Origin of the sequence: Pantoea sp. KPR_PJ, assembly GCF_041386365.1 — a bacterium.
Classification (GTDB): Bacteria; Pseudomonadota; Gammaproteobacteria; order Enterobacterales; family Enterobacteriaceae; genus Pantoea.
Genome location: NZ_JABMIK010000011.1, coordinates 1 through 13,551, shown reverse-complemented (window position 1 = coordinate 13,551; position 13,551 = coordinate 1). Strand labels below are relative to the sequence as shown.

At 54.7% G+C, this 13,551-nt stretch carries 13 protein-coding genes and 1 riboswitch; of the genes, 10 read left to right on the top strand and 3 right to left on the bottom strand.

What is annotated here, in order from left to right; genetic code table 11:
- The first annotated feature begins 2 nt into the window (after window positions 1–2).
- The 5 genes from argB to HP564_RS18430 all read left to right on the top strand — a co-directional run bounded on the left by argB (window position 3) and on the right by HP564_RS18430 (window position 4,515).
- A complete protein-coding gene (gene argB / locus HP564_RS18450) occupies window positions 3–779 on the top strand; it encodes an acetylglutamate kinase (protein ID WP_371245291.1) in 777 nt (258 codons plus the stop codon).
- A gap of 25 nt (window positions 780–804) precedes the next feature.
- Entirely contained in the window at window positions 805–2,022 is a 1,218-nt protein-coding gene (locus HP564_RS18445) for an argininosuccinate synthase (RefSeq protein WP_371245290.1), read from the top strand.
- A gap of 90 nt (window positions 2,023–2,112) precedes the next feature.
- Window positions 2,113–3,486: an argininosuccinate lyase gene (gene argH, locus HP564_RS18440; RefSeq protein ID WP_371245289.1), complete on the top strand. Its 1,374-nt coding sequence runs from the start codon at window positions 2,113–2,115 to the stop codon at window positions 3,484–3,486.
- A gap of 304 nt (window positions 3,487–3,790) precedes the next feature.
- Window positions 3,791–4,123, top strand: coding sequence for a colicin V synthesis protein (locus tag HP564_RS18435; protein ID WP_371245288.1), 333 nt, complete (start codon window positions 3,791–3,793; stop codon window positions 4,121–4,123).
- 53 nt (window positions 4,124–4,176) lie between these two features.
- Window positions 4,177–4,515: a hypothetical protein gene (locus HP564_RS18430; protein WP_371245287.1), complete on the top strand. Its 339-nt coding sequence runs from the start codon at window positions 4,177–4,179 to the stop codon at window positions 4,513–4,515.
- 140 nt (window positions 4,516–4,655) lie between these two features.
- Here HP564_RS18430 and HP564_RS18425 read toward each other — a convergent pair whose 3' ends face one another.
- A complete protein-coding gene (locus HP564_RS18425) occupies window positions 4,656–5,390 on the bottom strand; it encodes a glutathione peroxidase (RefSeq protein WP_371245286.1) in 735 nt (244 codons plus the stop codon).
- A gap of 126 nt (window positions 5,391–5,516) precedes the next feature.
- On the opposite strand from HP564_RS18425, the gene oxyR reads away from it, so the two are divergent.
- Window positions 5,517–6,434 (top strand): DNA-binding transcriptional regulator OxyR, encoded by a 918-nt coding sequence (gene oxyR / locus HP564_RS18420; RefSeq protein ID WP_371245285.1) that lies wholly within the window; start codon window positions 5,517–5,519, stop codon window positions 6,432–6,434.
- Here the strand turns inward: oxyR and sthA are convergent.
- Window positions 6,417–7,817 carry a Si-specific NAD(P)(+) transhydrogenase gene (gene sthA / locus HP564_RS18415; protein WP_371245284.1) on the bottom strand — a complete coding sequence of 467 codons (1,401 nt, stop codon included), beginning with the start codon at window positions 7,815–7,817 and terminating at the stop codon, window positions 6,417–6,419. The genes oxyR and sthA overlap by 18 nt on opposite strands.
- 192 nt (window positions 7,818–8,009) lie before the next feature.
- Here sthA and fabR point away from each other — a divergent pair, with 192 nt between their 5' ends.
- Window positions 8,010–8,654 carry an HTH-type transcriptional repressor FabR gene (fabR, locus tag HP564_RS18410; RefSeq protein ID WP_371245283.1) on the top strand — a complete coding sequence of 215 codons (645 nt, stop codon included), beginning with the start codon at window positions 8,010–8,012 and terminating at the stop codon, window positions 8,652–8,654.
- Between the two features lie 17 nt (window positions 8,655–8,671).
- Complete coding sequence (locus tag HP564_RS18405; protein WP_371245282.1) at window positions 8,672–9,028, top strand: YijD family membrane protein; 357 nt, start codon at window positions 8,672–8,674, stop codon at window positions 9,026–9,028.
- Between the two features lie 68 nt (window positions 9,029–9,096).
- On the opposite strand, the gene trmA is transcribed toward HP564_RS18405, so the two are convergent.
- Window positions 9,097–10,203, bottom strand: coding sequence for a tRNA (uridine(54)-C5)-methyltransferase TrmA (gene trmA, locus HP564_RS18400; protein WP_371245281.1), 1,107 nt, complete (start codon window positions 10,201–10,203; stop codon window positions 9,097–9,099).
- A gap of 111 nt (window positions 10,204–10,314) precedes the next feature.
- A riboswitch (cobalamin riboswitch) is annotated at window positions 10,315–10,497 on the top strand.
- A 57-nt stretch (window positions 10,498–10,554) separates the two neighbouring features.
- Between trmA and btuB the strand changes: the two genes are divergently transcribed.
- Both btuB and murI read left to right on the top strand, forming a co-directional pair.
- Entirely contained in the window at window positions 10,555–12,447 is a 1,893-nt protein-coding gene (gene btuB, locus HP564_RS18395; protein WP_371245378.1) for a TonB-dependent vitamin B12 receptor BtuB, read from the top strand.
- Entirely contained in the window at window positions 12,392–13,243 is an 852-nt protein-coding gene (murI, locus tag HP564_RS18390) for a glutamate racemase (RefSeq protein WP_371245280.1), read from the top strand. The genes btuB and murI overlap by 56 nt, the downstream gene beginning before the upstream one ends.
- Window positions 13,244–13,551 lie beyond the last annotated feature (308 nt).

Sequence of the window (13,551 nt, the reverse complement as noted above, 5' to 3'; positions counted from 1 at the left end):
TTATGACGACTCCATTAATTATCAAACTGGGCGGCGTGCTGCTCGACAGTGAAGAGGCGCTGGCGCGCCTGTTTGACGCCTTACTGGCCTATCGCAGCGCGCATCAGCGTCCGCTGATGATCGTTCACGGCGGCGGCTGTCTGGTTGATGAGCTGATGAAAAAGCTGTCGCTGCCGGTGAAGAAGAAAAATGGCCTGCGCGTTACGCCTGCCGACCAGATTGACATTATTACCGGCGCGCTGGCGGGAACCGCCAACAAAACCCTGCTCGCCTGGGCGAAAAAACACGGTATCAAGGCGGTTGGCCTGAGCCTGGGGGATGCCGATCTGGTGAACGTGGCGCAGTTCGATGAAGAGCTGGGACACGTGGGCCATGCTGAACCTGGCAACCCAGCACTGCTGAATATGCTGCTGGCTGCAGGATATATGCCTGTTGTGAGTTCAATCGGTATTACTGACGGCGGTGAGCTAATGAACGTCAATGCTGACCAGGCCGCAACCGCACTGGCCGCGACGCTGGGAGCCGATCTGGTGCTGCTCTCTGACGTAAGCGGTATTCTCGATGGTAAAGGCCAGCGCATCGCTGAGATGACAGCCGCAAAAGCGGAGCAGCTGATTGCGCAGGGCATCATTACCGATGGCATGATTGTAAAGGTGCACGCGGCGCTCGACGCGGCGCGCACCCTGGGCCGCCCGGTGGACATTGCCAGCTGGCGACACGCGGAGCAACTGCCCGACCTGTTTAACGGTGTGTCTATTGGCACCCGCATTCTCGCTTAACGACTTAGATTTCAGGATGACGACAATGAGCACGCAAAACATCAAAAAAATCGTACTGGCTTACTCCGGTGGTCTGGACACCTCTGCCATCATTCCATGGCTGAAAGAGAACTACGGCGGCTGTGAAGTGGTCGCGTTCGTGGCCGATATCGGCCAGGAGCGTAGCGATCTGGAAGGCGTAGAGAAAAAAGCGCTGCAGTCTGGTGCCTCGGAGTGCCATGTTGTCGATCTGCGTGAAGAGTTCATCAGCGACTACGTTTATCCGGTTCTGCAGACCGGCGCGCTGTATGAAGGCACCTATCTGCTCGGCACCTCAATGGCGCGTCCGATTATCGCCAAAGCGCAGGTTGAACTGGCGCTCAAGGTCGGCGCCGATGCGCTGTGTCACGGTGCAACCGGTAAAGGCAACGATCAGGTGCGGTTCGAAACCACCTACACCGCGCTGGCGCCGCAGCTGAAAGTGGTCGCGCCGTGGCGTGAGTGGAACCTGCGTTCCCGTGAAGCGCTGCTGGATTACCTGAAAGAGCGCAACATCCCGACGACTGCGTCGCTGGAAAAAATCTACAGCCGCGACGAGAACGCATGGCACATCTCTACTGAAGGCGGCGTGCTGGAAAGCCCGTCGAACGCACCGAATAAAGATTGCTGGGTGTGGACCGTGGATCCGCTGGAAGCCCCGGATCAGCCAGAAAATGTGACCGTGACCGTAGAAAAAGGGCGTGTGGTAGCGGTAAACGGCGAGAAGCTGAGCCCGTTCCAGTGCCTTGAAGTGCTCAACGCGATCGGCGCGAAGCACGGCGTTGGCCGTATCGACATCGTGGAAAACCGTCTGGTGGGCATTAAATCACGTGGCTGCTATGAAACCCCTGGCGGCACTATCATGGTCAATGCGCTGCGTGCCGTTGAGCAGCTGGTTCTGGATCGCGACAGCTTCAAATGGCGCGAGCAGCTGGGCCATGAGATGTCCTACGTGGTTTACGATGGTCGCTGGTTTGCGCCGCTGCGTAAATCTATTCAGGCCGCGGCGGAGTCGCTGGCTGAAGAGGTTAACGGCGAAGTGGTCCTGCAACTCTACAAAGGTCAGGCAACGGCGATCCAGAAAAGCTCGTCCAACAGCCTCTACTCTGAAGAGTTCGCCACCTTCGGCGAAGACGAAGTTTACGATCACCGTCACGCAGGCGGCTTTATCCGTCTGTTCTCGCTCTCGTCGCGCATTCGCGCCCTGAACGAGCAGAAGAAGTAATCTCCGGCGAGGCGCGCGCCTCGCCCATCCAGATTTCGCAGAGGCGGCTTCGGGCCGCCTCTGGTTTAAAAAGCGTTAAAGGAGTTTTACATGGCACTTTGGGGCGGGCGTTTTACCCAGGCAGCAGATCAACGTTTCAAACAGTTCAACGACTCGCTGCGCTTTGACTATCGTCTGGCGGAGCAGGACATTATCGGCTCCATTGCCTGGTCCAAAGCGCTGGTGACGGTTAGCGTGCTGAGCAGCGACGAGCAGCAGCAGCTGGAGCAGGCGCTGAATACCCTGCTGGCTGACGTACAGGCGAACCCCGAGCAGATCCTGCAAAGCGACGCCGAAGACATTCACAGTTGGGTTGAAGGTCAGCTGATTGAGAAAGTCGGTGCGCTGGGCAAAAAGCTGCACACCGGCCGCAGCCGTAACGATCAGGTCGCTACCGATCTGAAACTCTGGTGCAAAATGCAGGTAGAAGCGCTGCTTGGCGCAACGCGCGATCTACAGCAGGCGCTGGTGGCAACCGCCGACGCGAATCAGGATGCGGTGATGCCGGGCTATACCCATTTGCAACGCGCGCAGCCGGTTACTTTTGCGCACTGGTGTCTGGCCTATGTCGAAATGCTGGCGCGCGATGAGAGTCGTCTGCAGGATACCCTCAAGCGCCTGGATGTCAGTCCGCTTGGCTGCGGTGCGCTGGCCGGAACCGCCTATGAGATCGACCGTGAACAGCTGGCCGGCTGGCTTGGCTTTGCCTCTGCCACTCGCAACAGCCTCGATACCGTTTCCGACCGCGATCACGTGCTGGAGCTGCTGGCAGACGCTTCTATTGGCATGGTCCACCTGTCGCGTTTCGCCGAAGATTTAATTTTCTTCAATACCGGCGAAGCAGGTTTTGTTGAGCTGGCTGACAAAGTGACATCAGGCTCGTCGCTGATGCCGCAGAAGAAAAACCCGGATGCGCTGGAACTGATCCGTGGCAAGTGTGGCCGCGTGCAGGGTGCGCTAACCGGTATGATGATGACGCTGAAAGGGCTGCCGCTGGCCTACAACAAAGATATGCAGGAAGATAAAGAGGGGCTTTTCGACGCGCTCGACACCTGGCTGGACTGTCTGCATATGTCAGCGCTGGTGCTGGATGGCATTCAGGTGAAGCGTCCGCGCTGCCAGGAAGCGGCAGAGCAGGGCTACGCGAACTCCACCGAGCTGGCCGACTATCTGGTGGCGAAGGGCGTGCCGTTCCGTGAGGCGCATCATATTGTCGGTGAAGCTGTCGTTGAAGCGATTAAACAGGGGATCGCGCTGGAAGCGCTGTCGCTGGCGCAGCTGAAGCAGTTTAGCGCCGTCATTGAAGAGGATGTTTATCCGGTGCTGGCGCTGCAATCCTGCCTGGAAAAACGTAACGCCAAAGGCGGCGTTGCACCACAGCAGGTGGCATTTGCCATTGGGGAAGCGAAAAAGCGTCTTGCCTAAAGCCCTTTATTAAATACTACTGGCATTGCGCAAGCTGTGCCAGTTTGCTACTGCATACAGTATCTTTGTTTCTTATTAATGATTGACAATCGTCCTTTCTTCTCCCTCTCCGTATTAAATATTAACCTGAAATAATGTTAGCGAAATAATTTTTATAATCGGCTTGCCTTTTTGGTCTTCACAAAATTCACTCTTTTTATGAATTATGGATTTTTTTTTATTCCTTCTTTTTTCGGATGCATTTAATTTTTCTGAGCGCCTTGTTAGCGCTTATTTTTAAATTTTATATGAGCCAGGAGGGCTTATGCGTGAATTAACAATAGTTGAAGTTTCAAATGTATCAGGTGCAGCACTTACTCCTGATAGCGTCGTAAATTTCGTTGCTGACCATTTAGCTAGCGCGGTTCTCGGCGGTGTCGCCGCTGCTGTCGCAGGCGGTTCAATTGGCTTTCTGCATGGTGGTGATGCAATGGGGATTTTGGGTCTGGGCGTAATTGGACAACTGGTGGGTGCCGTAAGTGGTGCGGTAATTGGCGGCGTAGGCGGCGTTATCGCCGGGAGCCTGGTCTCACTTTCTTACAGCCTGCCTTTAGCCGAGCAGTTCGTGCATACGCTTGTTTCCGGTGGGATTCAATAATCTCTAATGTTTCATTAATTAACGAATTTTCTAAAAAATAAAAAGGTGATTTTATGCGTCTGTTAACTGGTGCTGAACTGCAGTCCGTATCTGGTGCTTATAGCGATAATCTGCTGGCGAATGTTGCCGAAGGTATTGCCTGTTCGATTGGCGGAGCTGTGATTGGTAGCTGGACCCTGGCTACTCTGGGTGGTCTTGGAGCAAATTCTGCTGATGTGATCGGTATTGGCGGCGGAATTACTGCCCTGATTGGGATGATTGGCGGCGCGATCGGCGGAGCTATTGCTGGTGCTATTTATGGACCCTATGTTGGCTGGGAAGAAGGACTTGTAATGGCGCAAAGTCTACTGGGCGATTTAATGCAAGGTATGCCTGGCAAATCCACCGTATAATAGCTGTCATCGGCCGGTTAATCCTGCTGGGAAAAAAAGCGGGCAATAATTGCCCGCTAACCTCTAGCTTCGGAATTTAAATACTATTTTTATAGGCACATCATCAGAGAGCCAGCACTCCAGCTGACACAATGATTCTTTTAGGCTGAAAGCAGATACTGTTCCAAATCGTCGCTGCCGCCAATATGACGACCGCCGATAAACACCTGTGGCACCGTAGCGCGACCCGATACGGCACGCAGGCTGACGGTGGTGGCGTCCTGACCCAATACAATCTCTTCAAACTGTATGTTGTTATCAATCAGCATCTGTTTTGCTTTAGTGCAAAACGGGCAGCCCGGTTTGGTAAACAGCGAAACGGACTCCTGCACTTTATATTCGGGTGCCAGATAGCGCAGCAGGGTATCAGCGTCAGAAACCTCAAAGGGATCGCCCGGCTTGTTCGGCTCCACAAACATCTTTTCGATTACGCCGTCGCGCACCAGCATTGAGTAGCGCCACGAGCGTGCACCAAAACCAACATCCGCTTTTTCTACCAGCATTTCCATGCCGCGCGTGAACTCACCGTTGCCGTCGGGAATAAAGGTGATATTTTCTGCGCGCTGCTCCGCTTTCCAGGCATTCATAACAAAGGTGTCGTTTACTGACACGCAGAGGATGCTGTCGACGCCGTGCTGAGCGAAGACGCTGAAAAGCTCGTTGTAGCGAGGCAGGTGGCTCGAAGAGCAGGTAGGCGTAAACGCGCCCGGCAACGAAAAGACGATAACCGTCTTATCTTTGAACAGCTCTTCCGTCGTTACATCGACCCAGCGATCGCCCTGACGAGTATGGAACACCACCTGTGGAACAGGCTTACCTTCCTGAGTTGCCAACATATTTTCTCCTTAAGAGCCACGCGCCTGAATTTGTTGCGTGCATTATTCTTATCATTGCTTGATAGGGCTAATCGTTCATTGCTATCCTATCTATCGCCACGGGCTATCGTGGTCTGGAGGATTACAATGAACATTCGCGATCTTGAATACCTGGTTTCTCTTGCAGAGCATCGTCATTTTCGCCGTGCGGCGGATGCATGCCACGTTAGCCAGCCGACGCTGAGCGGTCAGATCCGCAAGCTGGAAGATGAGCTGGGCGTAATGCTGCTGGAGCGCACCAGCCGTAAAGTGTTGTTCACCCAGGCGGGCATGCTGCTGGTCGATCAGGCGCGCACCGTGCTGCGGGAAGTCAAAGTGTTGAAAGAAATGGCCAGCCAGCAGGGCGAAGCGATGTCTGGTCCGTTACATATTGGCCTGATCCCGACTACCGGCCCCTATCTGCTGCCGCAGATTATTCCCATGCTGCACCAGACCTTCCCTAAACTTGAAATGTACCTGCATGAAGCGCAGACGCAGCAGCTGCTGGCACAGCTCGACAGTGGCAAGCTCGACTGTGCGATTCTGGCGCTGGTCAAAGAGAGTGAGGCCTTTATTGAGGTTCCGCTGTTTGATGAGCCGATGAAGCTGGCGATCTATCAGGATCATCCGTGGCACGATCGCGATCGTGTTCCGATGTCCGATCTGGCAGGTGAAAAACTGTTAATGCTGGAGGATGGCCACTGTCTGCGCGATCAGGCGATGGGCTTCTGCTTTGAAGCTGGCGCTGACGAAGATACCCATTTCCGCGCCACCAGCCTTGAGACGCTACGCAATATGGTGGCAGCCGGAAGCGGCATTACGCTACTGCCTGCGCTGGCGGTGCCACAGGAGCGCGTGCGCGACGGCGTCTGCTATCTGCCGTGCTATAAGCCTGTGCCACAGCGCACTATCGCGCTGGTGTATCGTCCTGGCTCGCCTCTGCGCAGCCGCTATGAGCAACTGGCAGAAGCGATTCGAACGCACATGCAGGGCTATCTGAACACCACGTTAAAACAGGCGGTTTAAGCCGTTCAGTGCGGCCACGCGATAGGCTTCGGCCATAGTGGGGTAGTTAAAGGTGGTATTAACGAAGTACTCAATGGTATTACCACCGTTTTTCTGCTCCATAATCGCCTGGCCGATATGAATGATTTCCGCCGCACGCTCGCCAAAGCAGTGAATACCCAGAATCTCTTTGGTCTCGCGATGGAACAGGATCTTCAGGCTGCCGACGTTCATGCCAACGATTTGCGCGCGAGCCAGATGCTTGAACTGCGCACGGCCCACCTCGTACGGCACCTTCATTGCCGTCAGCTGCTGTTCGGTTTTGCCGACCGAGCTGATTTCCGGAATGGTATAGATCCCGGTCGGGATATCTTCCACCAGATGAGCGCTGGCCTCTCCTTTAATAATGGCCTGGGCGGCAATACGGCCCTGATCGTAGGCGGCTGATGCCAGGCTCGGATAGCCAATGACATCGCCTACGGCATAGATGTGCGGCTGCGCGGTCTGGTACATGCTGTTGACCTTGAGCAGGCCGCGACCATCTGCCTCAAGTCCTACATTCTCCAGCGCCAGCGAATCGGTGTTGCCGGTTCGGCCGTTTGCGTAGAGCAGGCAGTCCGCTTTTACCTTTTTGCCCGATTTCAGATGCATGATGACGCCATCGTCGACGCCCTCTATCTTCTCAAACTCTTCGTTATGACGAATCACCACGCCGCTGTTCCAGAAGTGGTAAGAGAGTGAGTCCGACATCTCCTGATCGAGAAACGCCAGCAGGCGATCGCGCGTGTTAATCAGATCGACCTTGACGTTCAGGCCGCGGAAAATCGATGCGTATTCACAGCCGATCACGCCTGCGCCATAGATAATGACGTGGCCCGGTTCATGATGCAGATTAAGGATAGAGTCAGAGTCATAGATACGCGGATGGGTAAAGTCGACGTCAGCCGGGTGATAAGGGCGTGATCCGCAGGCGATAACAAATTTTTCTGCCGTCAGCTGCTCACGCGTGCCGTCGTAGTGTTCAACTTCAATGGTGTTGGCATCAACAAAATGCGCATTACCCTGAAACAGCTCGCAGCGGTTGCGCTCGTAGAAACCCTGGCGCATGGCGGTCTGCTGACTGATAACGTTTTCCGTATGGTTAAGAATATCCGCGAACGAAGAGCGCAGCAGGCGAGTGTGATCGCTGTAAAGCGGGTTTTGGTTGAATTCAATGATGCGACTGACTGCATGGCGAAGTGCTTTGGAAGGAATGGTGCCCCAGTGTGTACAACCGCCGCCGATGTTATGGTAGCGTTCGATCACTGCGATGCGCGCTCCCTGCTTCACCAGGCCCATGGCTGCACCTTCACCTCCAGGACCGGAGCCAATCACGATGGCATCGTAATCGTAAGACTTTTGCATACCAGTACGTCCTATGTTTCTATACATTTTTACAACGAGATTCTAACATCTCGCCGCGCACATCTGAATTCTAACAGCGAAATTCCTGCCGGTTTGACAAAGCGTGAGGTTCACAGGCAGTCACAAACTTTGCCCTGTGTACGCTGAAAAGTTTGTTATAGTGCCTCTTCAACTTGTCATAAGGCAGAGAGAATGGGCGTCAGAGCGCAACAGAAGGAACGTACAAGGCGTACGCTGATCGAAGCGGCATTTAGCCAGCTCAGCGCTGAACGCAGTTTCGCCAGTTTGAGTTTACGTGAGGTCGCCAGGGAAGCCGGCATCGCGCCCACGTCTTTCTATCGCCATTTTAAAGATGTTGATGAACTTGGCCTGACCATGGTCGACGAGAGCGGACTGATGCTGCGTCAACTGATGCGTCAGGCGCGTCAGCGCATCGCCAAAGGTGGCAGCATTATCAAAACGTCGGTCTCCACCTTTATGGAGTTCATCGGCAATAACCCTAACGCCTTTCGGCTGCTGCTGCGTGAACGCTCCGGCACGTCGGCAGCGTTTCGCGCCGCCGTCGCGCGTGAAATCCAGCACTTTATCGCCGAACTGGCTGACTACCTCGAAGTTGAAAACCGCATGCCGCGCAGCTTCACTGAGGCGCAGGCAGAGGCGATGGTTACCATTGTGTTCAGCGCCGGTGCGGAAGCGCTGGATATCGATATTGAGCAGCGCCGTAAGCTGGAAGATCGGCTGGTGCTACAGCTGCGCATGATTGCTAAAGGTGCTTATTACTGGTATCGCCGTGAGCAGGAGCGTCTGGCGGTCACCCTGGAAAAACCCGAAGAGTAAACGATAAGGATAAGGCTATGTCACAACCGACTTCTCGCGATAAGGGCACGCTGCTGCTGGCTTTTATTACTGGTTTAGCTATCAACGGCTCGTTTTCCGTGCTGTTCAGCACCTTTGTGCCGTTTTCTATCTTTCCCATTATCGCTTTGGGGCTCGCGGTCTGGAGCCTGCATCAGCGTTATCTGAACCGTAATATGCCAGAGGGAATGCCGGGTTTAGCCGCCGCGTTTTTCCTGCTGGGTATTCTGGTCTATAGCGCGCTGGTGCGTGCCGAGTATCCGGATATTGGCTCTAACTTTATTCCCACGCTGCTGATGGTGGCGCTGGTGTTCTGGATCGGCCTGAAGATGAAGCGTCGTAAGAACAACGATTAAGACAAGCGCGGGCGTCTGAGAGGCATCAGACGTCCGCGTTAGCTGTTTATATCAGGGACACCGCCCTGTTATCCCGTTTTACGCGTCAGCCACACGCCGCACTCCATATGGTGCGTATAGGGAAACTGATCGAACAGTGCGAGGCGGGAAACCTCATGCGTTTGCCCCAGCGTGAGCAGGTTGTCACGCAGCGTCTCAGGGTTGCAGGAGATATAAAGGATACGGGGATAGGCCTGTACCATCTTCACCGTCTCATCATCCAGTCCGCTGCGCGGCGGATCGACAAAAATGGTTTCGCACTCGTAACTCTTTAAATCGATACCCTGCAAACGGTTAAAACTGCGCACGCCGTTCATCGCCTGAGTAAACTCTTCTGCCGCCATGCGGATAATCTGGACGTTATCGATCTGATTAGCCTCAATATTGAACTGGGCGGCAGCAACAGAGGGTTTGGCAATTTCCGTCGCCAGCACGCGGCGGAAATTACGCGCCAGCGCCAGCGAAAAGTTACCGTTGCCGCAGTAAAGCTCCAGTAGATCGCCGCGTGACCCGTTGGTGACATCAATCGCCCACTCCAGCATCTGAATATTCATGGCCGCATTGGGCTGGGTAAAGCTGTTCTCCACCTGGCGATAGATCATCTCGCGGCCGGCAACAGGCAGACATTCGTCCACATAGTCGCGGTCGAGACAGATTTTGGTTTTGGTGGCACGGCCAATCAGCTGCACCGCATAGCCCTGTGCCCGGAGCGCATCGCGCAATGCGCTTGCTGCCTCTGTCCAGTCCGCCTCCAGCCTGCGGTGATAAAGCAGCGAGATCACAATCTCATTGCTCATCGTTGAGAGATAGTCGATCTGAAACAGCTTGTGGCGCAGTACGCGGTTATCGCGGATGGCGTCGATCATTTTCGGCATCAGTGCGTTAATCAGCTCGCTGGCCGCAGGGAAACGATCAACGCGAATGCGCTGGCGTGTCTCCTGATCAAAGATGATGTGATAAAGATCGTCACCGTCGTGCCAGAGACGAAACTCTGCGCGCATCCGGTAGTGGCTGACCGGCGAACGAAACACCTCCACGTCAGGCGCGGCGAACGGCGTCATCATCGTCTGCAAACGGCTGACTTTTTCGGCCAGTTGCGCGTCATACTGTTCGGTCGGGAGATGTTCGGGTGTCATGATCAATCCTGGTTAATAGCAAACTTGCCGGGCGATTGTAGGCATTCACCTGGCGATGTCCAGTCCCGCGCGCATCGGGGTGTATGGCTGTCTGGACATCCGTTATCACTGCTGTAGACTGCCTGCGCCGGCCTCAGCCTTGAGTTAATAGGGAATCCAGTGCAAATCTGGAGCTGACGCGCAGCGGTAAGGAATGTCGTGGCGATCGCCTTGCAGACACTGTCCAGCGGGATGGGAAGTCTTCGCCATTTATGGTTCCCAGCCCGAAGACCTGCCGGTGTGACGTCGCAACTCGTACGGTCATCGCGTGCTATCGATCGTATGCCTGCGGCATCCTGCTTCGTCTTTTGGATGCTCATAACAATGAAAACACACTTCGCTTCGCTGTTCGCGTTTAGTGCAACGGCGCTTGCTCTCTGGGCGCAACCGGGTTTCGCTCAGGGTAATGATGAGACGCAAATCGTTTCTGCTAATCGCTTTGCCCAGCCGGTATCCTCGGTGCTGGCACCCACCACTGTCGTTACGCGTGACGAGATTGAACGCTGGCAGGCAAAAAGCCTTACCGATGTGATGCGTCGCCTGCCTGGCGTTGACGTGGCGCAGAACGGCGGCCTGGGACAGAGCAGCTCGCTGTTTATCCGCGGTACCAACTCCAGCCACGTGCTGATTTTAATCGACGGCATCCGCCTCAACCAGGCGGGCATTTCTGGCTCTTCCGATCTCAGCCAGATTCCTCTCTCACTGGTCGCGCGCATTGAATATATTCGCGGTGCGCGTTCAGCGGTTTACGGCTCTGACGCGATTGGCGGCGTGGTCAATATCATCACCGGGCGCGCGCAGCCAGGTACAACGCTGACGGCGGGTATCGGCTCGAAAGGTTATCAGTCATACGACGGTTCTACGCAGCAGAAGCTGAGCGACGCGACCACGCTTACGCTGGCTGGCAACTATACCTATACCCGCGGCTTCGATGTGGGCGCAGGCTATCCCAATGCGTATGGTCCGGCACAGCCTGACCGGGACGGCTTTATGAGTAAAACCCTGTATGGCAATCTGGAACATCAGTTCAGCGATGAAATCAGCGGATTTGTGCGCGGCTACGGCTTCGATAACCGTACGGCTTATGATGGCTCTTATACCTGGGACGACAGCTACACCAATATTGTGGGCCTGGCTGACACACGCCAGCTCTATAGTCAGACGTGGGATACCGGCCTGCGCGTTAACCATGACATCTATTCAACGCAGCTGATTGCCAGCTACAGTCGAACCAAAGATATCAACTACGATCCGCGCAATGGCCGCTATGGTGCGGCGTCGACTTTTGATGATGTCACTCAGTACAACCTGCAATGGGGCAATACGCTGCAGGTGGGGCAGGGCACTATCAGTGGCGGTGTAGACTGGCAGAAAGAGACCACCGAGCCAGGAACAAACTATCTGGCAGACAGCTACGAGCAGCGTAATACCGGCGTCTACCTTACCGGACAGCAGCAGTTTGGCAGCGTAACCTTAGAAGGTGCGTTGCGCGGTGATGATAATAACCAGTTCGGCTGGCATCACACCTGGCAAACGGCAGCGTCCTGGGAGTTTGTGTCGGGCTATCACGCCTTTGCCTCATACGGCACCGCCTTCAAGGCACCGAATCTTTCCCAAGTCTATAGCCCAGGATATGGCAATCCTGACCTCGACCCGGAAAAAAGCAAGCAGTGGGAAGGGGGCTTTGACGGCTTAACCGGACCGGTAAGCTGGCGCATCTCAGGCTATCGTAATGACATCGATAACCTGATTGACAGCGATCCGGTGACCTATCGCTACTTTAATATCCGCAAGGCGCGCATTAAAGGTGTTGAGGCGACCGCTTCCTTTGATACCGGCCCGCTGGGTCATCAGATTTCCTGGGACTACGTTGATGCGCGCGATGGCGAAACGGATCAACAGCTGGTTCGCCGTGCAAAACAGCAGGTTAAGTATCAGCTCGACTGGACTCTGTATCATCTCGACTGGTCGGTGACCTACCACTACCTGGGCGACCGCTTCGATAATGACTACAACAGCTATCCCACCCGCCGCGTAAAACTGGGCGGCGTGAGTCTGTGGGATCTCGCGGTGTCGTATCCGGTCACATCTCAGCTGACGGTTCGTGGTAGAATTGCCAACCTGTTTGATAAAGACTACGAGACAGTGTATGGCTATCAAACTCCAGGAACGGAGTATTACCTCAGCGCCAGCTACAGCTTCTGATCTGCGTCCCACCGTGCTGGTGTTTGATTCCGGCGTGGGGGGGCTTTCTGTCTATAATGAGGTCCGGCAACTGCTGCCGGATCTGCATTATCTGTACGCTTTCGATAACGCAGGCTTTCCCTACGGCGAAAAGACGGAAGAGTATATTGTGGCGCGCGTCGTTGAGATCGTCGGCGCCATTGCCAGCCGTCATCCTCTCTCACTCTGTATTATTGCCTGCAATACTGCCAGTACGGTTTCCCTGCCCGCGCTGCGCGCGCGTTTTGATTTTCCCGTCGTCGGTGTGGTGCCTGCGATTAAACCTGCAGCGCGTCTGACGCGTAATGGCGTGGTGGGATTACTGGCAACGCGTGCCACGGTGCGCCGCGCTTATACGCATGAGCTGGTGGCGCAGTTTGCCACCTCGTGCCGAATTGCCATGCTCGGTTCGGCAGAGCTGGTGGAACTGGCCGAGCAGAAGCTGCACGGTCAGGCGGTAGCATTAGAAGAGGTGAGGCGCATTGTGCAACCCTGGCTACGTATGGCCGAGCCACCTGATACGGTTGTGCTGGGCTGTACCCACTTTCCATTATTGCGTGAAGAGTTGCAGCAGGTGTTACCTGAAGGAACGCGATTAATCGATTCGGGCGCGGCGATAGCGCGCCGGACAGCCTGGCTGCTTGAGCACGAAGCGCCTGGCGTGCAGTCTTCTCAGGCTAACTGCGCGTTTTGCACTGAGTTAAACAGTGAGGCGATGAAATTATCGCCAGTTTTACAGCGTTATGGCTTCCCTTCGCTGGAAAAAGTAGCGGTTTAGAGAGGTTTTGTTGAAAAAAGCGACACTCAGAAATTAATTTGAAATTAGCGCTTGTCACCGAAAAAGAACTCCCTATAATGCGCCTCCACTGACACGGCACAACGGCTTACGGAATGCGGTGTTCAGGAAGATTCGATAACAAGCGAATCGTCAGGAAAGCAAAATAAATGCTTGACTGATAAAGCGGAAAGCGTAATATACGCAGCCCGCGCCGCTGAATAATCGCGGCATGCTCTTTAACAATTTATCAGACAATCTGTGTGGGCACTCGGAAGCAGATATCAGAAGCCTTCGGGCTTTAAAAAATA